The sequence below is a fragment of the Amycolatopsis sp. lyj-108 genome, assembly GCF_046549005.1.
Taxonomy (GTDB): Bacteria; Actinomycetota; Actinomycetes; order Mycobacteriales; family Pseudonocardiaceae; genus Amycolatopsis.
On the sequence record NZ_JAJPWQ010000009.1, the window covers coordinates 126,245 to 145,173 of the forward strand.

18 protein-coding genes and 1 pseudogene are annotated in these 18,929 nt (G+C 68.4%); 10 read left to right on the plus strand and 9 right to left on the minus strand.

All coding sequences use genetic code 11. The features are described 5' to 3' along the window. Nucleotides 1-3 precede the first annotated feature (3 nt). Nucleotides 4-600: a TetR/AcrR family transcriptional regulator gene (locus ACLJO0_RS29535; RefSeq protein ID WP_410581940.1), complete on the plus strand. Its 597-nt coding sequence runs from the start codon at nucleotides 4-6 to the stop codon at nucleotides 598-600. A 507-nt stretch (nucleotides 601-1,107) separates the two neighbouring features. Here the strand turns inward: ACLJO0_RS29535 and ACLJO0_RS29540 are convergent. The 5 genes from ACLJO0_RS29540 to ACLJO0_RS29560 form a co-directional block, all read right to left on the minus strand. Further along, entirely contained in the window at nucleotides 1,108-2,064 is a 957-nt protein-coding gene (locus tag ACLJO0_RS29540) for an erythromycin esterase family protein (RefSeq protein ID WP_410581942.1), read from the minus strand. Between the two features lie 137 nt (nucleotides 2,065-2,201). Continuing rightward, a complete protein-coding gene (locus ACLJO0_RS29545) occupies nucleotides 2,202-3,395 on the minus strand; it encodes an ABC transporter permease (RefSeq protein WP_410581943.1) in 1,194 nt (397 codons plus the stop codon). Then, complete coding sequence (locus ACLJO0_RS29550) at nucleotides 3,395-4,057, minus strand: ABC transporter ATP-binding protein (RefSeq protein ID WP_410581945.1); 663 nt, start codon at nucleotides 4,055-4,057, stop codon at nucleotides 3,395-3,397. The genes ACLJO0_RS29545 and ACLJO0_RS29550 overlap by 1 nt, the downstream gene beginning before the upstream one ends. Continuing rightward, a complete protein-coding gene (locus ACLJO0_RS29555) occupies nucleotides 4,054-5,121 on the minus strand; it encodes a peptidoglycan-binding protein (RefSeq protein WP_410581946.1) in 1,068 nt (355 codons plus the stop codon). Before ACLJO0_RS29555 ends, ACLJO0_RS29550 begins: the two co-directional genes overlap by 4 nt. Continuing rightward, nucleotides 5,118-5,621: a hypothetical protein gene (locus ACLJO0_RS29560; RefSeq protein ID WP_410581948.1), complete on the minus strand. Its 504-nt coding sequence runs from the start codon at nucleotides 5,619-5,621 to the stop codon at nucleotides 5,118-5,120. Before ACLJO0_RS29560 ends, ACLJO0_RS29555 begins: the two co-directional genes overlap by 4 nt. Before the next feature lie 87 nt (nucleotides 5,622-5,708). Between ACLJO0_RS29560 and ACLJO0_RS29565 the strand changes: the two genes are divergently transcribed. Both ACLJO0_RS29565 and ACLJO0_RS29570 read left to right on the plus strand, forming a co-directional pair. Next, a complete protein-coding gene (locus tag ACLJO0_RS29565; RefSeq protein ID WP_410581950.1) occupies nucleotides 5,709-6,365 on the plus strand; it encodes a response regulator transcription factor in 657 nt (218 codons plus the stop codon). Beyond that, nucleotides 6,362-7,525 (plus strand): sensor histidine kinase, encoded by a 1,164-nt coding sequence (locus ACLJO0_RS29570; RefSeq protein ID WP_410581951.1) that lies wholly within the window; start codon nucleotides 6,362-6,364, stop codon nucleotides 7,523-7,525. The genes ACLJO0_RS29565 and ACLJO0_RS29570 overlap by 4 nt, the downstream gene beginning before the upstream one ends. Before the next feature lie 43 nt (nucleotides 7,526-7,568). Here the strand turns inward: ACLJO0_RS29570 and ACLJO0_RS29575 are convergent, their stop codons facing one another. Next, complete coding sequence (locus ACLJO0_RS29575) at nucleotides 7,569-8,867, minus strand: phytase (protein ID WP_410581952.1); 1,299 nt, start codon at nucleotides 8,865-8,867, stop codon at nucleotides 7,569-7,571. 254 nt (nucleotides 8,868-9,121) lie between these two features. On the opposite strand from ACLJO0_RS29575, the gene ACLJO0_RS29580 reads away from it, so the two are divergent. Together ACLJO0_RS29580 and ACLJO0_RS29585 are read left to right on the plus strand one after the other, a co-directional pair. Further along, nucleotides 9,122-9,526 carry a hypothetical protein gene (locus ACLJO0_RS29580; RefSeq protein ID WP_410581953.1) on the plus strand — a complete coding sequence of 135 codons (405 nt, stop codon included), beginning with the start codon at nucleotides 9,122-9,124 and terminating at the stop codon, nucleotides 9,524-9,526. Nucleotides 9,527-10,240: 714 nt separating this feature from the next. Continuing rightward, nucleotides 10,241-10,702 carry an SRPBCC family protein gene (locus ACLJO0_RS29585; protein WP_410581955.1) on the plus strand — a complete coding sequence of 154 codons (462 nt, stop codon included), beginning with the start codon at nucleotides 10,241-10,243 and terminating at the stop codon, nucleotides 10,700-10,702. Here the strand turns inward: ACLJO0_RS29585 and ACLJO0_RS29590 are convergent. Beyond that, nucleotides 10,693-12,285 (minus strand): phytoene desaturase family protein, encoded by a 1,593-nt coding sequence (locus ACLJO0_RS29590; RefSeq protein ID WP_410581956.1) that lies wholly within the window; start codon nucleotides 12,283-12,285, stop codon nucleotides 10,693-10,695. The genes ACLJO0_RS29585 and ACLJO0_RS29590 overlap by 10 nt on opposite strands. Nucleotides 12,286-12,301: 16 nt before the next feature. Beyond that, a complete protein-coding gene (locus tag ACLJO0_RS29595) occupies nucleotides 12,302-13,378 on the minus strand; it encodes an NAD-dependent epimerase/dehydratase family protein (protein WP_410581958.1) in 1,077 nt (358 codons plus the stop codon). A 352-nt stretch (nucleotides 13,379-13,730) separates the two neighbouring features. Between ACLJO0_RS29595 and ACLJO0_RS29600 the strand changes: the two genes are divergently transcribed. From ACLJO0_RS29600 to ACLJO0_RS29610, 3 genes and pseudogenes are all read left to right on the plus strand, one after another. After that, nucleotides 13,731-14,984: a DUF222 domain-containing protein gene (locus ACLJO0_RS29600; protein WP_410581960.1), complete on the plus strand. Its 1,254-nt coding sequence runs from the start codon at nucleotides 13,731-13,733 to the stop codon at nucleotides 14,982-14,984. 591 nt (nucleotides 14,985-15,575) lie between these two features. After that, a pseudogene (locus tag ACLJO0_RS29605) lies at nucleotides 15,576-15,761 on the plus strand (hypothetical protein); the annotation flags it as partial. A gap of 163 nt (nucleotides 15,762-15,924) precedes the next feature. Next, the gene (locus ACLJO0_RS29610) at nucleotides 15,925-16,296 is read left to right on the plus strand and encodes a hypothetical protein (RefSeq protein ID WP_410581961.1); all 372 of its coding nucleotides are present in this window, start codon (nucleotides 15,925-15,927) and stop codon (nucleotides 16,294-16,296) included. Here the strand turns inward: ACLJO0_RS29610 and ACLJO0_RS29615 are convergent. Next, nucleotides 16,293-17,201, minus strand: a complete 909-nt coding sequence (locus ACLJO0_RS29615; RefSeq protein WP_410581963.1) for an ArsR/SmtB family transcription factor — start codon at nucleotides 17,199-17,201, stop codon at nucleotides 16,293-16,295. The two genes, ACLJO0_RS29610 and ACLJO0_RS29615, sit on opposite strands and share 4 nt — an antisense overlap. A gap of 209 nt (nucleotides 17,202-17,410) precedes the next feature. Between ACLJO0_RS29615 and ACLJO0_RS29620 the strand changes: the two genes are divergently transcribed. Both ACLJO0_RS29620 and ACLJO0_RS29625 read left to right on the plus strand, forming a co-directional pair. After that, complete coding sequence (locus ACLJO0_RS29620) at nucleotides 17,411-17,857, plus strand: hypothetical protein (RefSeq protein ID WP_410581964.1); 447 nt, start codon at nucleotides 17,411-17,413, stop codon at nucleotides 17,855-17,857. Between the two features lie 23 nt (nucleotides 17,858-17,880). Continuing rightward, nucleotides 17,881-18,909 carry a hypothetical protein gene (locus ACLJO0_RS29625; protein ID WP_410581966.1) on the plus strand — a complete coding sequence of 343 codons (1,029 nt, stop codon included), beginning with the start codon at nucleotides 17,881-17,883 and terminating at the stop codon, nucleotides 18,907-18,909. The last annotated feature ends 20 nt before the right edge of the window (nucleotides 18,910-18,929 follow it).

Here is an 18,929-nt window from a genome sequence, read left to right on the forward strand (position 1 = left end):
GGAGTGATCTTGTCAAGCACGGAACGCAAAGGCGATGCACGCGAGCGTCTCCTGGCTCGGCTTCTCGACGCCTTCGACGAGGCACTTCCCTCACCGGAGGTGTCGCTCCGCGAGATCGCCGCCCGGGCCGAGACCAGCCACGCTCTCCTGCGATACCACTTCGGGTCACTCTCGGGCGTCTTGGCGGCCATGCTCACGGCACAGCGATCTCGGGACAACGAGGCGCTCTTCGAGGCCGCCCGGCAGGGCACCTTCGACGACCTCGTCGCGGCGATCTGGCGGACCTACACCCGGCCGGAGCAACTGTCGCGTGTCCGCAGCTTCTTTCACGTCGTAGGACTGGCCGCGTACAGCCCACAGGACTTTCGTGAGTTCATCGACTCGCTCGACGACCTGACCAAGATGCTGGCCTCGCTCGCGGAACGCGAAGGGCTCGACGCCGAGGAAGCGCTGACCGTGGCCACCGTCACCATCGCCGCGATCCGTGGCCTGCTCCTCCAAGAGGTCCTGACGCCGGGGGCCCACTCGGAGGACGCGGTCGCCTTGATCCTGCGCATGAGCAAGAAGCAATCCGTTGGCCGGACACGCCCGGGGCCTTGAGCTCGCAAGGAAATTATCGAGGGGTAAGTCAAGGGTGGCGTGGTCGTGGGGTGAGGCCGGCGGTGAGGTGAAGGCGTCCTTCGCCGCGTCCGATGCGGTGAAGGACGCCTTCGCTCCTGGGTCTGTGGTGCGAGCCCGTTCGTCCCGGGTGCGGGTGGAGCGAAGCCGTGACTTGCGTGCTTGGACACGTAATTCGCGTGTTTGGATGCCGCATTCGGGTGTCCGGCGTCCAAATACGCGGGTTATTGAGGGGTAAGGCGAAGTTGGGAGGTTGCGAAAGTGGCTTTCGCAACGTCGGGTGCAGGGTGCGGTAGCGAGGAAGGGTCTTTCGCCACGCCGGTGCTGTCGCTGAGACCCATGGTCGGGATGCGTCGCGAAAGCCACTTTCGCGACGCCTGGGGTCGCGAAAGTGGCTTTCGCGACACCGCCGCCCCACGGCCGCGAGCGAATCCCCGCCACCCGACACCTTTGCCTTACCCCTCAATAGTCCGGCTGCGGCGGCTGGTCTCAGACGTCGAGCGGAGAGGCCGGGGACACCTCTTGGGAGTGAACGATGACGTCGAACCATTCGGCGAGCGAACCACCGGAGAGGTGGTGGACGTCATCGTCGGCGGGGTCGTAGGCAGGGCCGACCAAGCGGGTCTTCGCCGGTCGGCTCAGCCATGTCCGGACCGGTTCAGGGCTCGTGGCACGAAGATCCAGCAGATAGGCGTCCATGCCGGTACTTCCCAGTGTGGCCTCGGCGAACCCGGCCGGCGGCGCGGGGACGGCGTAGGACGCCGACCCGTGGTGAAAGGTCAGCCCCACCGAAAGGTGCCCGGAGCCGAAATGCTCCCTGAGGTAGCTGCCCGCACTGCGATGGACCTCCTGCGGCGCTTCGGTGGAGACGGCGCGCGTCCTGCCGTTCACCATATGCGCCATGCCACCCCAATAGATGATCTTGTGTCCGGTGTGTTCGTGCCACCGGATCGTATTCTCGGCCAGCAACCGTTCGATGTCGGCGAGATCGCCTGGTAGAGACGCCACCTCCGACGACATCCCGGCCATGTTGGCGATGCGGACCGGGTCTGCCGGGTTTCGCTCATTGTGGCGACGCATCCAGCCGACGACGTCAAGGAGTTCCCTGGTTCGCCAGAATGACCTGGCACCGGCCAGCAACGCTCGAGGGTCGCCGATTCCGGTTCGCACGTACTCGTCGAGCGCGATGCTCGTGACGTCGTCACCTTCGAGCACAAGAGAACGGAATCCCAGTTCCTCGACAAGAAACCTCACTATCCGATGGGAAACAACGGAGAGCTCGCGGGTGTCGCGGGCCGAAACCCCGAGCACGACCAGATTCGAGTCACGCACCATTCCGCGCAGTGGCTCCAGATCGGCGAGTGACCCTTCGGGATCGGAGGTGACCAGGGGATGCGCGTACTGGCGGATCCACCGCGTCGGCGTGTCGGTCATCGATGTCGTCATGGGCTCATTCTCATACCTGAACCTTGGTGGAGGTCCAGTCGAAATCGTTGAGCTTGGGAACTTGCGCCGAGTACGGCAGATCAACCGATGCGCCGGTGGCCGGGTCCCGTAACCCCGGCCACCGGCGCCGGAATGGCTCATGGCGTTGCGAGCGCCTCGGTCGGTGGCAGGCGGGCGGCGCGGATGGCCGGGTAGAGGCCGGCGAGCGCACCGATCACCAGTGTCGCGGCGACGCCGCCGAGCATCGCCCACGCCGGCACTACGGTCGGCCAGTTCTGGGTGGCCGCGTACCCGCCAGTGGCCGCGACGCCGAGCAGCACCCCGCCGACACCGCCGAGTGCGGACAGCAGCAGTGACTCGGCCACGAACTGGAGCCGAACCTGGCCGCGGGTGGCGCCGAGTGAGCGGCGCAAGCCGATCTCGGCACGCCGCTCCAGCACGGAGATCACCATCGTGTTGGCCACCCCGACCCCGCCGACCAGTAGCGCCACCGCACCGAGTCCCAGCAGCAACCCCGTGAACGCGCGGTCGGCCGCCTGGCGGGCGGCCAGCGCGTCGGACGGGCGGGACACCCGGACCTCGTTGGGCGCCTGAGGGTTCGCGGTCGCGGCGAGCACGCCGCGCATCGCTTCGACGGACGCGTCGGGCGCTCGCGTGTAGACGGTCGTCGGGTGACCATCGAAGTCCAAATAGGACTCCGCGGCCTGCCAGCCGACCAGTGCGGCGGTGTCCAGCTTGGGCGCGAGCAGTGCCGTGTCGAGAATGCCGACCACGGTGAACCACTGGCCACCGAGATGGACCTGGACACCCTCGCGTGCCGAGCTGACGCCGAGCAGCGACGCGGCCTGCGAGCCGAGCACCACGGCCGGGTGTTCGGCAGTGGCCGCGTTCAGCCACGTGCCGTCGGCCACTGTCACGCCCACTGTCTCCGGCAGGTCGAGGTGTGCGGCCTGAACCGACAGGCCCCTGGTCTCGACCTCCGGGATCCGGTCCGTGCGGTACACCTTCGTGTCCGGCACCTCGCCGAGCGCCGCCACCTGCTGTACCCGCTCGATGCGGCGGATCATGTCGACGGACTCGGCCGGCAGCGTGGAGGTGCCACCCGTCATCGTGTTGCCGGGCGCGACGGTGAGCAGGTTCGTGCCGAGCGCGGCGAGTTGCCGGTCCAGCTCGGCGCGGCTCGACGACGACACCCCCACCACCGCGATCATCGCGGCGATCCCGATCGCGATGCCCAGCGCGGAAAGGAAAACCCGCAGTGGGCGGGTCCGCAGGCCGGCGCCCCCGACACGGAGCACGTCACGCGGGCGAAGGCGCGCTGGCGACAGCATCACACCACCACCCCGTCACGCAGCCGGATCTGGCTGGGCAGGCTGCCGGCGATCTCCCGGTCGTGCGTGATCACCAGGACCGTGGTGCCGCCCTCGTGCAGTTCCCACAGCAGGTCCAGCACGCCCGCACCGGAAGCGGAGTCCAGGTTCCCGGTCGGCTCGTCGGCCAGCAGCAGCGCCGGCTCGCCGACGACCGCTCGGGCGATCGCCACCCGCTGCCGCTCCCCACCGGACAACTCGTGCGGCCGGTGGTCGAGCCGTTCGGCGAGGCCGACGCGGATCAGCGCCGTCTCGGCCCGCCGCGCCCGTTCGCGGGCAGGCACGCCCCCGTACAGCAGGCCGTCCGCCACGTTGTCCACAGCGGACTGTCCGGGTGTGAGGTGGAACTGCTGGAACACGAACCCGATCCGGGTGGCCCGCAACGCGGACAGCTGCCGGTCGGTCAAGGCCGCGATGTCGTGGCCGTCGATCCGTACCGTGCCCGCCGACGGCCGGTCGAGTGTGCCGATCAGGTGCAGCATGGTCGACTTGCCCGACCCGGACGGCCCGACGATCGCGACCAGCTCGCCGTACCCCACGGACAGCGACACGTCGCGCAGCGCGGCGACCCCGCCGGCGTAGGACTTGCCGACCCCGTCCAGTTCCACGATCGCCCCGCTCATGACGGCATCCCCACCGTCATGCCCTCGTCCAGCCCTTCGCCGGAGATCTCGACACGGCCGCCGGAGAACAGTCCGGTCTCCACCGCGACGATCTTGGTGGCCGTCCCGTTCACGACCTCGACGCCGTACCCGCCCTCGGACCGCGCGAGCAGCGCGGCCACCGGCACGGTCAGCACGTTCTCTCGCCGCGAGGCGCTGAACACGACCTTCACGGACGCCTCGTCGAGCCCGGTGAGCGCGTTCTGGTCGGCGACCGCGACGGTGACCTCGATGATGGTCGTCGCCTGGCTGCCGGGGGTCCCACTGGCGGGGACGAGGACGGTCGCGGTGCCGGTGATCGAGCCCGGCGTGGTCCTGTCGTCCGGCAGTATGACGGTCACCGGGGCGGCCTTCACCGCGAGCCGCTTGTCGGCCACGCCCAGTTCGACCGTGATCAGCCGCGCCGACCCGGTGTGGGAGAGCAGAGGCGCGTCCGGCGCGACGTCAGCGCCGACGGCCGCCTTATGGCCGTCCACCCGCACCGGCCCGGCCGCGTAGTGGACCCGGCCCTGCTCGATCGTGCCGGTCTCCGGCAGGCCGAGGTCCTTCTGCCACTTCTTCACCGCGGTGGCCGTCTGCGCGGTGTACTTCCTGTCCGCCGTGAACCCGCGGTAGCCGAGCGCGGCGAGGTTGTTCTCGAACTGCTCCACGTCGGTGCCCTCGGTGTCCGGCCCGAGCGGACGATAAACCGGCAGCGTGCCGTACAGCAGCACGACCGGCGTGTCGTCGACCCAGTAGATCGCCTGCCCACGCTCCACCGTGAGCCCGACGGCAGGCAACGCGGTCAACGTCCCGGCGAGCTTGCCGATCACCTCGACCGGGGCGCCGTGGCCGAGCTCGCCGTTTTCGGTCCGCGTGTCGACAAGCGTCTGTCTGGTCACCTTCGCGGTCGCCGCGGGCAGATCCGCGCCGGTCTCGGCAGGCTTCTCACCACCCCAGAAGCCGGTCGCGGCCGTGACCGCGGCTCCGGTGGCGAGCACGGCGACGAGCACGATCACCACCCGGCCGACCCCGCGCCGCCTCATTTGCCACCCCCCATGATCACGAGACCCCCACCGCCGCCCGGCAGGTGCTCGCCGCACTTCGCGTGCGCCGTCTTGAGGTCTGGGTCGTTCGGGTCCGGCTCCTTACCGCTCTCGAACCGGCTGCGCCCCTCCGCGTCCGGGTCCGGGTAGTCCGGCATGCCGTTCTCCCGCATGCATTTGGCGTACGCCTGGAACTTCTTCACATCCTCCGCGTTCATCTTCTCCGGCTCACCGCCGTTGGGCAGGTGGCTCTTGCACTTCTCTTGCGTCGGCTTCACCGCGTTCGGGTCGGTGCCCGGCGGGAAGCGCAGCTCCATCTCGCCGTTCTCGTCGAACGACGGATCCTCGAAGTCCGGCACACCGTTCTCCCGCATGCACTGGGCGAACTTCAGCCCCGCCTGCTTGTCCTCCGCCGTGGCCGCGCCGGAATCGGTGGCCGACGAGCAGCCGGCGAGTCCGACGAGCAGCAACGACGCGAGCACGCACATAAGTCGTTTCATGCGGCGAAGTACAGCGAGCGTGATGTCACTCGGCCGTCTCCGGAAACGTTGACGCGGAAGTGACACGACCGTGCGCACCATGGACCGATGCGGATCTTGGTGGTCGAGGACGAGCCACTCCTCGCGGACGCGGTGGCCGAAGGGCTGCGGGCGGACACACACGCGGTGGACGTGGTGCACGACGGCGCCGCCGCGCTGGAGCGGACCGGCGTCAACGACTATGACGTGGTGGTGCTCGACCGGGACCTGCCGGTCATCCATGGCGACGAGGTGTGCCGGATGCTCGTCGCCCGCGGCGGCGAGACCCGGGTGCTGATGCTGACCGCCGCCGCCGACGTCGACGACCGGGTCGCCGGCCTCGCCCTCGGCGCCGACGACTACCTGCCCAAGCCGTTCGCGTTCCGTGAACTGGCCGCGCGGGTGACCGCACTGGGCCGTCGCTCCCGGCCGGCCGCGCCGCCGGTGCTCGCCCGAGCGGGAATCCGGCTCGACCCGCACCGCCGCGAGGTGTATCGCGACGGCCGCTACGTCCCGCTGTCCCGAAAGGAGTTCGCGGTCCTCGCCGAACTGCTGCGCGCCGACGGCGGCGCGGTGTCCACCGAGCAACTCCTGGAGAAGGCATGGGACGAGCACGCCGACCCCTTCACCCACACCGTGCGGATGGCGATCCTCAAGCTGCGCCGCAAGCTCGGCGCCCCACCCGTCATCGTGACCGAGCCGGGAGCGGGGTACCGCATTCCGTGAAACGCCTGACCATCCGGACCCGCCTGACGCTCGTGTACGGCGGTTTGTTCCTGCTCGCCGGCATCCTGTTGCTCGGTGCGACGTACGTGCTGGTGTCCAGGCAGCTGTCCAACCGCGAATCGACCACCGTGATCAAGGGCACTTTCACGCCAGAGGCCGACGCCCTGAACGAGGTCGCCGAGGAAACCCGGACCGACGCGCTCACTGCTCTGCTCGTCCAGGGCGGCCTCGCACTCGGCCTGGTCGCGGCCGCGGCGATCGCGATCGGCTGGCTCATCGCCGGCCGGATGCTGCAGCCGATCGACCGGATGACCCGCGCCGCGCGGCGCATCGCCGACTCCCCCGGCCGCGACCGCGGCCTGCACGAACGCATCGCCCTCGACGGGCCGCCGGACGAGGTCAAGCGGCTCGCGGACACGTTCGACCTGATGCTCGAACGGCTGGACCGCTCCTTCGACGGGCAGCGGCGGTTCATCGCCAACGCCTCCCACGAGCTACGCACCCCATTGACGCTCAACCGCACACTGCTCGAAGTCGCGGTGGAGCGTCGCGATGCCTCGGTGGAGGTCCGCCAACTCGGCGAGACACTGCTGGAGATCAACGGCAGGCACGAGCGGCTGATCGATGGCCTGCTCACGCTGGCCAAATCGGACCGCGAGCTGGGCGAACTGTCCTATGTGGACCTAGCAGACGTCGTTTCGCACGTGGCCGCACAACATCCGGCCGTGACCGCGTCCGCCGACGAAGCACCGACCATGGGCAACGCGGTCCTGCTCGAACGACTCGTGCAGAACCTGGTGGAGAACGGCGTGCGCTACAACGTGCCGGACGGCTGGGTCAGGGTCACCAGCGACACCCGGCCGGACGGGCTGGTCGAGCTGGTGGTGACCAATACAGGGCCGGTAATGCCGCCTTATGAACTGCCAGGCCTGTTCGAGCCGTTCCGGCGGCTCACGACGGACCGGCAGGCCGCCCGGATGGGTGCCGGGCTCGGCCTGTCGATCGTGCGTACGGTGGCCGACGCCCACGGCGGCCACGTGTACGCACAGCCTCGTGACGGCGGCGGCCTGATCGTGACGGTCACGCTGCCGGTGGCCGGTCCCCCGCGGAACCAGGCCACCGGAGCCGTAACCGGCCAAGACCTCCACTCTTCGGCATGAGAGCACCGGATCATGGCCAGTCTCGCCGCTCGGGCGAGTCCGGTCAGTCGTCGAGGGCGTCGAGTACGCGTCCGAGGTCGATGAACTTGAAGTTCGTGGCGTCCCGGCCCGGCTCTCCCGGCTTGTCGTCACCGTCCTGGACGACGAGCAGGCCATTCGGGTACTTGCTTCCGAGTGGCTCGTTGAGGACGGCGGCGCCGTCGCTTTCCTCGGTGCCGTCGAGGGTCGCGGACGCGGCGGTCACCCGGAAGCCGCCTTCGTACTCGTTGTCGTCGCTGAGTTCGCGGTCGTAGGCGGCGAAGGTGTCGTCCCCCTGGCTGGAAGCGAGCAGGTACCCGTCACCGTCTTTCTGCTTGAGCAGGGTGAGGCCTTCGACGTCGGCCGACAGGCGCGTGCCACCGTAGCCAGGGTCGGGTCCGGGTACGCATTCCTCGGTCGCCTCGTCGTAGGTTCCGGGGATGCCGTATTCGCGGACCTTGTCGATGAGCTTCGGAGTGCCTTCGAGGTCGGCTTCCACCCGCCAGATACCGACATCCTCCTGCCCGGCATAGAGGGTGCCGGTCGCGGGATCGACGACCATACCTTCGACCTGGGGCAGTTCACCCGGTTCACCGCACGGAGTCCACGACTTGCCGTTCGGCAGCCTGAACTCGGACGGCAACGCGAGGGTGCGCACCTTGCGGTAGGTGACCGTGCCTCCGGGGCCCGCGGTCAACTCCAGCAGGCTGAGAGCGGTACGTTCCCGCTGACTGACCACCGCATACGAGCGGCCGCTGGAGGGATCGGTCCACGTGGCGAGGCCATAAGCGGTGCGCTGCTCGTTGATCTCCTCCTGCGACGAGGAGAAGATCGCCGGCGCCGACGGATCGGTGACGTCGGTGAGAGGGGCACCGGACTTGCCGCCGTCGATGCGGTAGATCCGCAGCCGGTCACGGCCGCGATCACTGGCGACGGCCAGATCGCTCACACCGGAGCCGACCTTCATACGGTGCACGAGGTCGACGTTGTTGAACCGGCCGGGGGCATCATCCGGGCCGGGCGCTTTCGGCGCCGGTACCGACTGCACTTCGCGGCCGTCGAGGTTGTAAACGCGCAGACCGCCCTCCTTGACCGTGGCGACGACGAGGCTGCGTTCCGGAGCCGCAGGGTTACGCCAGATCGCCGGGTCGTCAGCGTCCGCGTTGCCGCCTGCTTCGTCGTCGTACACGGCGGGGGTTTCGGTCGTCGGCTTCACGCTGGGCAGAGCATCAGCGGCCACGGCCGAAGGGGGCAAGACCGTGGCGAATGCCGTGATCAGCACGAGACCGCCGACGACGACGCGGGCTCTGGAGGCCTGAGCCATCAAAGTGTTCCTTCCCTGGAGCGAATCGGACAGCCCACTATGAAGTCACCGAGTGACAAGTTACCCGAAAGTAACGGCACACCCAGGTGACCAGGACGTGAACAAGGCCCGTGCGGGCGATAACCGGCACACAGGTGGCCACAAGGGCAGGAACTACCGCCCTTGTGACGGAACAACCGTCCAACCGTTCGTGGTCGCGGAGTGGGACGCTCCGAATTCAGCTAAAACCGAACAACAACGAGTCGAGGCAGACCATGCGCAAGTTTTTCGCAGCGATCGCCCTATTCGCGGGTTGTCTGACCATCGGGACGACACCGGCGAACGCCGCCCAGACCCGCGCGACGGCACTGGCGGACTGTCATACAGCGAACGTGCAGTTCAACTTCGACAACTGGGGCTCCACAGGTGGCTTCCATGCCTACTGCGGCCATGCCCGACATGTCTGGGCCGTCACCGCGTTCTACGACTCCGCCGGAGCACAGATCGCGGGCGGCAGCGGCTACAGCCTTGTCCCCGCTGACGGCCAGTGGCACTGGTTGTACGCGAACACCAGCTGGGGAGGCCTCTGGAAGCCGGTGTACACCGGCTGCATCTGGATCACCCAGGACAACCCCTCCCCCGGCGGCACATTTCTGTACAACTACTGCAAGAACATCTAGCCCGAGAACGACGTCTGGACACTGTCGGCCGGGGCAGGGCGGCGTTCTAGGTACATGAAGGCCCCCTTCCTGTACCTAGTGTCCTGCACCGGAAGTTCGCGCCGTAAATCCGTATCGACATCCGGCCGTTTCGCGCCTGGTCCGGGGGTCATGAGGTGAAGATGAGGCTCTTGACCGTCCACAAGGGACGCCGGGCAGGCAATATTTTCCATTTTGGGTATTGCGCGGAGGTCCTGAGTGGTAATGAGCTCTATTGAGGAGAAGGTCGAACGTGTCTTGTTCGTGGGTGAGGGTGGCGGTGGGCTAAAGGCTCCCTTCGCCGCGTCTGATGCGGCGAAGGAAGCCTTCGTCCCTGGTCAGGCGTGACCCCCGGCACTCCCGTGGCCGGTCCGGAACCTCGCCATGAAGGCCTCTGGCTACCTTGAAGTCAGCGAAATGCTCACGGCCTCAGCCGACAGCATCTTCACCGCACGAAACAAGAAACAAGGTCCTTCGGCACCACCCGAATTACCACATGAACTTCCGACTCGGGACACTAGGCGCAAGCAAGGGGGCCTTCATGTACTCGGAAAGGCGTGAAGGTCGAGTTTCCTCGGCTGAGCCTTCACGCGCTGTCGCGGTGCGGATTCGCGTGACTGATGGGACGACATCTCACAGGCTTCAAGTCGCTCCGGCGGGGTACCCATGCGGTGCCACTCAGAACAGGAGGACGCCGTGAGCGAAGTCAGTCGTGTCGTCGACGTGCCGCCGGACGCCGTTTTCGCCGTGCTCGCCGACGGCTGGTCGTACGCGAGCTGGGTCGTCGGCAGCTCCCATATCCGTGATGTCGACGAGGACTGGCCTGCTGTCGGTTCGCGGATCCACCACAGCGTCGGACCGTGGCCCGTGCACATCCAGGACGTCACGGTCGTGAAGGCGGTCGAGCCCGGCGTTTCCCTGTCGCTGGAGGCGAGGGGCTGGCCGCTCGGCGCGGCGGCGGTCGAGGTCACGCTCCTCCCCCACGGCGAAGCCAAGACCGAGGTCCGAATGCGGGAAAGCGTCGTGCGTGGTCCCGCCAAGGTGCTGCCCGAGGCGGTTCAGGCGCTCGTCGCCAAGCCGCGCAACACCGAGGCCCTCGCCCGCTTGGCGGATCTGGCGACCGGGAAGTACACCGGCCGCAAGGGCGCTCAGCGGTAGACCGCCCGGTTCGCCGCGGCGATCACCGCCGCGTAGCCCTTGCCGAGCACTCCCGCCCTGGCCAGCGCGGCGCGGGCCGCGTTGGCGCCGGGGCCGCCGTGGACCGCGCCTCCCGGATGCGCCGACGCGCCCGCAAGGAACAACCGGTCCACCGGCGTGTCCGCGCGGCCGAGGCCGGGGACGGGGCGGAAGAACAGCTGCTGGTGGATGGCCGTGGTCCCGCCGCTGATCGCGCCCCCGACCAGGCCGGGATCGTGGGCCGCCAGTTCGAGCGGACCCTGCACGTACCGGCCCTGGATCAGGTCGGTGAACCCGGGCGCGTTCGCCTCGACCGTCTTTTCGATCCGCGCGACCTGCCGGTCGAGCGCCTCCCGGTTCTCCATCAGCCCGCGGGGAACGTGGGTGTACGCCCACGCCGCCTCGGTCCCGGGCGGCGACCGGTGCGGGTCGCTCGTCGTCATCTGCCCGAACAGCAGGAACGGATGCCGCGGGCTCCGGCCGCGGACCAGGTCGCCGCCGAACGCCGACAGGCCGTCCAAATCCGCTCCGAGGTGGATGGTGCCCGCCCCGCGAGCGCCTTCGGCCGTCCACGGGACGGGACCGGACAACGCCCAATCCACCTTCACCGTGGCACTGTCCCATTGGAACCGGCCGAGATCGGCGAGCAGCCGTGAGGGAAGCCAATCCCGCTGGACCATCTCGCCGTACAACGTCGGCGCCGGGACGTCCGCGAGCACCGCCTTGCGGGCCCGGATCGGGTTGCCGTCGCCGTCTCGCACGCCCATCGCCCGCCCGCCCGCGACGAGCACTTCCGTTGCGGGACAACGGCATCGGACCTCGCCGCCGCGGGCGGCCAGCCGTCGCACCAGTGCCGCGACCAGCTCACCGGCTCCGCCGGCAGGCACGGGAAAGCCGACGTCCTGCCCGATCATCGCGAGCAGCCAGCCGAAGACCGCACTGCCCGCGTTGTCCACGGAAATATCGCTGTGCGCGGCGTTCCCGGCCAACAGCAATCGGGCACCCTCGCCGTCGAAATGCTCTTCTCCCAGCCGGCGGGCGGGCAACGTGAGCATCCGAGCCAGCCGCAGTGCTTCCGCGGTCCCCGTCCGCCGCAGCAGCCGCACGGCCGGGCGCACCGGCGGGAACGGCGTGAACAACGCGTTCAGCAGCGGCTCGCGAAGGTCCTGCCACTGCGCGAACAAGCTTCGCCACGCGGCGCCGTCGCCCGGCGCGAACTCGTCGGCCGACGCCGCCGTCCGCTCGATGTCCCGTGAGAGCACCGCGCACCGATCGTCGGGCAGCACGTGCGCGAGCACTTCGGGAGCGTGCCGCCAGCTCAACCCGTGGTCCTCGAGGCGCAGTCCCCGCATCACCGGCGATACCGCGGTGAGCGGGAAGAACGCGCTGCAGAGGTCGTTCCGGAACCCTGGCGCGGTGACTTCGTCGGTCCGCACCGCGCCGCCCGGCTTCTCCGCCTGCTCCAGCACCAGGACCGACCAGCCTTCGTCGGCCAGGAGGTTCGCCGCGACCAGGCCGTTGTGGCCGGCGCCGATGACGACCGCGTCGAAGACTTCCGTGCTCATCCGAGCCTCCCGATCGTCAGGATTGCGATTGGTGGCTGGGCCTGCCACGGGCGAGCGAGCGGAGCCGTCGCAGCAAGCCGTGCCCCCGCGGTGGGGCGAGCGGCGGACTCGCGGCGCCTTTACCCGACCGCAGTCCGGCGACCAGTTCCGCGACCACGCCGGCGGCGTCGTACCGAGGTTCCCAGCCCAGCACGGTCTCGGCGAGCGTGGTGTCCACGAGCGGCGCGCGGTCGGCGAGATCCAGCCAACCGGGGTGCAGCGGGAAGGCGCCCGTTCGCCAGGCGGCGTGCGCGGCCACCCGGACGAGTGCTCGCGGCGCCGGGAGGCGCATGCCTCCGAGCAGACCGGCCAGCGCGTCGGCGTCGAGCACACCCGGGGCGGCGAGATTCACCGCACCGGTGAAGCGCTTCTCAAGCACCAGCCGGATCGCTTCGGCGACGTCGGCGCTGTGCACCGCCTGCGCCCGCAGGTCCGCCCACAGCGGGACAGGCAGCCATCGGCGGCCCACGACACCGGCGGGTACGGCCGGGCCCAGCAGCCAGCGCTCGAACTCCCCCGCCGCCTGTCGCTGCAGGATCGCGCACGGCCGCAACCTCGCCACCCCGGTCCCGGGATGGGTCTCCTCGAACCGGTCGAGCAAGGCCTCCAGCCCGGCTTTGCCCCGACTGTACGCACTGGTCGCGACGCCGTCGCACGGCCAATCCTCGGTGACCTTCTCCCACCGCGGCGCCGGCCCGTAGGCGGCGACGGACGACAGGACGACCAGATGCGGCACCCCGGCCGACGCCACCGCGGCGAGCACGTTGCGGGTCCCGTGATCGTTGGTCCGCCACATCGGCGGATCCGCGCGCTCCGGTGAGATCGCCCAAGCGAGATGGACGACCGCGTCCGCTCCCTCCACCAGCTCGGTCAGCTTCGCGCGGCCGACGTCGTCCCCGAGGTCCATGGCCGACCAGCCCGCCGCGCGATACGGCTCGGCCGTGGTGTCGGGCAGCCGCCTCGCCACGCCGATCAGGTCGTCGTCGCCGGATTCGAGGGCGTCGAGCAGCGCCGTCCCGACGTTTCCGGTCGCCCCGGTGATCACAATGCGCACAGCCTGCGCTTACCCGGCCGGGTGATCGCGGAAACCTGTCAGCCCGACGCGAGGCCGACACCGGCTGGACCGCGGCGAACACCCTTCTCGGGCACTGGGGCCTCGCCGGGCACCCGATCCGCTCGGTCCCCAACCACGGACGGATCCGCCTGCTGAACCGGCTGGCCGCCTCGAATTCCGGACTGTCCTTTAAGCCCGCTCGCTGAGCTTCGTGATCCAGGCTTCTTCGCAATTCGTCGGCTACTTGCTTCTTTGTTCACGCCCCCAAATCACCCGCCAGTGGTAAATTCGCTCGTTCATTGTTGCTTAAAATTACGAACGATTGTTCGATTGTTTGGGGTATTCTTGTGCGGTGTCCGATACTTTCCTTCCCGAGTTGCCGCAGGAACTGTGGCGTGCCGGCAAGCTGGAGCTTGCTCGTGGTGTGCAGCAGTCGTTGCAGGTGATCAGGATGGCCACCGCCGGTTTGGGGCGGTTCTTGGCGGAGGTCGAGTCTCGTGGTGTCAAAGACTTGTACGGGTATGGCCGTACGGCGAACTGGTTCGCTGATGTAGCGGGGTTGTCGGTTGGTGAGGCGGGTGCGGTGGTGAATCGGGCGATCGCCCTGAATCCCACGCGTGCTCTGGACGGCACGGAGGTTCCGGCCGTTGCCCCGGCGACCGCTGCTGTCGCCGCGGAGGGGTTGGTCGGGGATGAGCGGATCGACCAGATCCTGGGGATCTTGAAGAAGCTCCCGGCCGATACCTCTGTTGAGGATCGGGCGAGTGCGGAGAAGATCCTCGCCGACCTCGCCCGTGACGCGGGTCCTCGCCAACTCGCGGACGCCGAAGCGAACCTGCTCGCGTGGCTCGATCCGGACGGCAATGAGCCGAAGGATCCCGAACCCGCTCAGCCGCGCCGGGAGATCACGCTGGAGCGCCGCAAAGACGGCTTCTGGAAACTCACCGGCCTCCTCGATGACGAGACCGGTGCTCGCACCGCGGCCGCGCTCGAGGCGTACGCGGCGCCGCGGCCGGTGGACGAGTTCGGCCGGGCGGATCTGCGGATGAAGTGCGAGCGCATGGGTGATGCGTGGGTCGACATTCTCGACTTGGCGATCGCCTGCCCGGATCAGCCTGGGACCAGTGGCTATCGCACTCTGCTGCATGTCACGATCGGGCTCGACGAGTTGAAGTCCGGTCTCGGGACCGCCTGCTTGGACTTTGTCGGGACCATGACGGCTCGCGAGGCCCGGCTCGCCGCCTGCGACTGTCTGATGCTGCCGGTCGTGATGAGCGCCGCCGGTGAGCCGCTGGATGTGGGACGGTTGCGACGGTTCGTGACCCCCGGCCAGCGACGAGCGTTGAACATCCGCGATGGCGGCTGCGCGTTCCCTGGCTGTCATCGGCGGCCGAAGAACTGTCACGCACACCACATTCATCACTGGGCAGACGGAGGCCCCACGGATCTCCGGAATCTCGTGCTGCTGTGCGGATTCCACCACCGCCTGATCCACCACGGCGACTGGGAAGTCCGAATGGCCGCCGATGGGTTACCGGAGTTCATCCCGCCCCAATACCGAGATCCGCTCCGACAACCCCGCCGCAACACCCTCCACCACATGTGACCCGAGGAGCCCGCCAGCCACACCGGCGACGGGCCCCTCGGCATGCCCGGGGGACGACCGTGGGTCAAGGGAGCGTGTTCTGGCGGCCTGCTTGGGCACCTGCGTGCCCTCATCTCACGACAGAACGCTCGCGAGCCCCACCTTCGCCCGCTCGAAGTACATGAAGGACCCCTTCCTTGCGCCTAGGTACAGGAAGGGGTCCTTCATGTACTCGGAAGGTGTGAAGGTCGAGTTTCCTCAGCTGAGTCGAGGAAAGGGGACTTTCACGCGCCCCCGTTGTGACTGTCGGTGCCACTGAGACTCGTGGGGATGTTCCGTTCCGGTCACTGCACAACTGTGTGGATTTCGGGTCATCCAACGCACCAAGATCCACACAGCCGACACTCGCCAGCCACACGGCGAAGCCCGCCAACCATGCCTGCACCGCAAGCAAACGATCGGTCCAGCGGCCACCTGAAACGCCCTCGCCACGACAGAAGATCACCGTTGGGCAACTACGCCGACCCGCCGAAGATCCCGTCGCTCCGCTCCTGCCGAACCGGGCGAGGTGCCCGTTCCGGAGGGGAAACGATGAGTCGAAAGTATCGCCTGATGACCCTGCTGGCCGCCGTCGCGACGACGGTGGTCTCTCCCGCGACCGCTGTGGCCGCGCCGAACTGCACGTCGGATCTGTGCCTGTGGTCGGGCACCGACCACACCGGCACGAAGAGCTCGGCGGGCTACTTCGACAAGAACACCCACTGCTACCCGGACAAGCACTACAACTCCGCGGTCAGCCGCACCGGGTACAGCATCCGGATGTACAACGGCTCCTCGTGCAACGGCCCGTCGTTCGTGCTCGGCCCGGGCAAGCAGGTCGCGCCGCGCGGCCTCCCTCGGTGTCACGTTTCCGGCGGCTCTCTCGTCCGACCGGGGACACGTCCACCGAAGGAGAACCTCCATGCCGAAACCGTTGCGCGTCGCGATCGTCGTGCAGACCCTCGCCGTCTTCCTCACCCCGATCACGGCGGGGCTCCTGCTGACCGTGCCGTACGGCCACGCACTGCACAGCGCCACGTCTTACACGCTGTTCGTCGTGGCGGTGCTGCACGTGCTCACCGCGGTTCTCGTCTGGCGACCGGGCGGCGGCTCCCCCAAGCCGATCGTGCCCGCGGCCGTGTTCCTCGCGCTCACGCTGGCCCAGGTGTTCCTGGGGTTGGCGCAGGTGACGGCCGTCCACGTTCCACTCGGTGTCGTGCTGTTCGGCTTCAGCCTCATCCAGCTGGACCGTATTCGGCCCGCGCGGGAAACCGCCTTGCGCTCCGCGTACTAGCGGCCTTCTTCCAGCAGACCCGCCGCCTGGGCGGTCCGCTGGTACAACACGTAGCGCCCGTCTCGGGCCTTGGTGACGAGACGCGCCCGGTGCAGTGCGGCGAGGTGGTAGGAGACGGTGCCAGGCGCGTATCCGAGCCGGGCGGCGAGTTCCGTGGTTGATCGGGCGGTTTCGAGGTCCGCCAGCAGGGCCGCTCGGGCGTTACCGACCACTTGCGCGATCGTTTCGGACCGGCGGTCGCGGACGGTGCCGATCCCCTGGGCCGGGTAGTAGAGGACGAACTGCCCGGGGGTGTCGACCTGGATGATGACGTCGGGCCAGTTGAGCACGCCGGGGGCGAAGACCAGATCCCGGCCGGTGACATCGATTTCGCCGTCCCACGACTTGGCGACGGTGACGGCGTCGCCTGCCCACGCGATGTCGGGGTGGAGTGCTCCGAGCGCCCGGCCGATGCCGTGGGTGGCGATGGCCGTCGCGCGGTGGGCGATGTCCTGGTCGATGATCGAGCGCAGTTCGGGCCAGCCCTCGGCGAGGGCGTCCCGCCAGAACCGGGCGAAGCCGTTGGCGAGACGTCGCTGCATCCGCCCCGATTCCGCGATCCGGCGGGTCGTGGCGAGCAGCGGCCTGTTCCAGTGGGTGCGGGTGAAGGTGAAGATCTGGGTTTCGAGGTCTTCCTGCGGCACGGCCTCGATCCGCGCGATCTGCTCGTCGAGCACGTCACGATGCTGCGCGCCGGCCCCCGGCTGCGGGGTGAGCAGGTCGGGTGCGTAGGTGTCGCCGTCCTGTGGCAACAGATCCGCGAGCAGAGCGACGTCGGGATGGGCGAGTGCCGAGCGGGCGAGCGGCCCGGGATCTCCGAACACCGGATGCCGTCCCGACGCGGCGGTGAGTTTCAGCCACGCCATGGACTCCGCCGCGGGCGAAGGGGCCAACCGCGTTCTGGACACCGTGTCGGCATCTACACGTAGCGTGAGCACCACCTCGACGGTAGCAGGATTTGAACCGGCTCGAATCCTTTCCGGCCCGAGGTCCGCGTGGGGTTGAGTGATGGAGCCGGACAACGGCGGCAACGTTCTTTCGCATCCGATACCCGAAGAACCTGGGAGTGGTTGTCATGTTGAGGCTCAAGCACAAGGCCGGCGCGGTCGTGGCCGCGGCGGCGTCGGTCGCCGGGATGGTGTTCGCGGCGGCACCCGCCTCCGCCACCGTCGCCGCGTACCCCACCAGCGACTTCTCGATCGAGGTCGGGGCGAGCTACTACAAAGGCACGGTCACCTGGTACAACCGCTCGGTCAGCGTCAACGGAGCGTTCAAGGCCTCCGGATGCCGCCGGGTGTACGCGGAGGCCATCGCGGGCACCAGATGGCTCGACTGGCAGAGTTCCAGCACTTGGTGCGACGAATCCGGACCGGCGCCCCTTCACCTCAACGCCGACGTCGACGGCGGGGCCACCAAGGTCAATGTCTGGATGACCACCGAAAACGCCTCCAAGGGCCTCGAATACTTCGTCTGCACTCGCGGCTACGGCTTGTGCGCCGGTCCTTATGTGGGAATGCCGTGACGAATCCAGAACGGATAGCACCGATGAGGAGATCCCCTTTGAACGTCCGCACCTTGGCCACGACGGCGGTGCTCGCACTGATCGCCTGTCTGCTGGCCGCCACACCGGCACAGGCGGCGAATTCCGCCACCTTCACCCCGCAAACGATCCTGGCGCCCGGGCTACCGGCGGGAGGCGGGGTCGACCAGAACGTCACTCCCGTGGGCACCATCTCGCTGAACATGACCGCCACGCAAACCGCGTACGTGGTCTCGAAAATGCGGGTCAACAACGCCACCATCCGCAGCCTCTTCGACAACGAGGTCGTCTGCCGGGGTCCGGGTGGCTGGAGCAAGAACATGGTGATCGGGCAGAACGTCTACGACGTGAACTCGGGCTCCCCGTTGCAGGACGCGACGCTCTACACCCGTTTCCTCGTCCATCCCGGCGTCGCCGGCACGGTGACCTGCACCGCGAACGTGCGGGGGAATTCGCTCAACGCCAACGACGCCACCTATCGCTTGGTCAGCGGGTACATCACGTTCGCCGACACCTCGGTCACGAACGCCACCGACGGGCAGCCGGTGCAGTCCAGCGTGAGCGCGGCGGGCGCGCCCCTCAACTCCGGTGCCCCGGTGGTGCGGCAGCCCGCGCTCGACTACTTCGACCTGCCGTCGACCGTGCAGGGCCTGAACGTGGTCGGCGATGTCGAACTGCAGGTCTGCGTGCCGAACACGCCATGCGACAAGCAGAAGACGGCCTTGGTGAAGTTCACGCTCTTCATCAACCAATGGAAGTCGGACGGCACCCTCTGCAAGACCGACAGCAGTGTCGAGGTCACGCACGACGTGCCGTACTGGGTGCACCACAAGTACGTGCCGCTCAACAAGCCGGACTTCACGGTCAGCAAGGCGCCGGGCTGCGTCCCCCGGTTCAACGCCTACGTCAAGGCCGAGTGGCTGGGCGGTGAGACCGCCGGCATCCAGGGGACGGCGCTCAGGCTCACCGACTCGCGCGGCTCGACGACCACGCATGCCTCCGACATGAGCCACGCGTACGTCCTGCCGTACTGATCACTTCCACCTGAAATCTG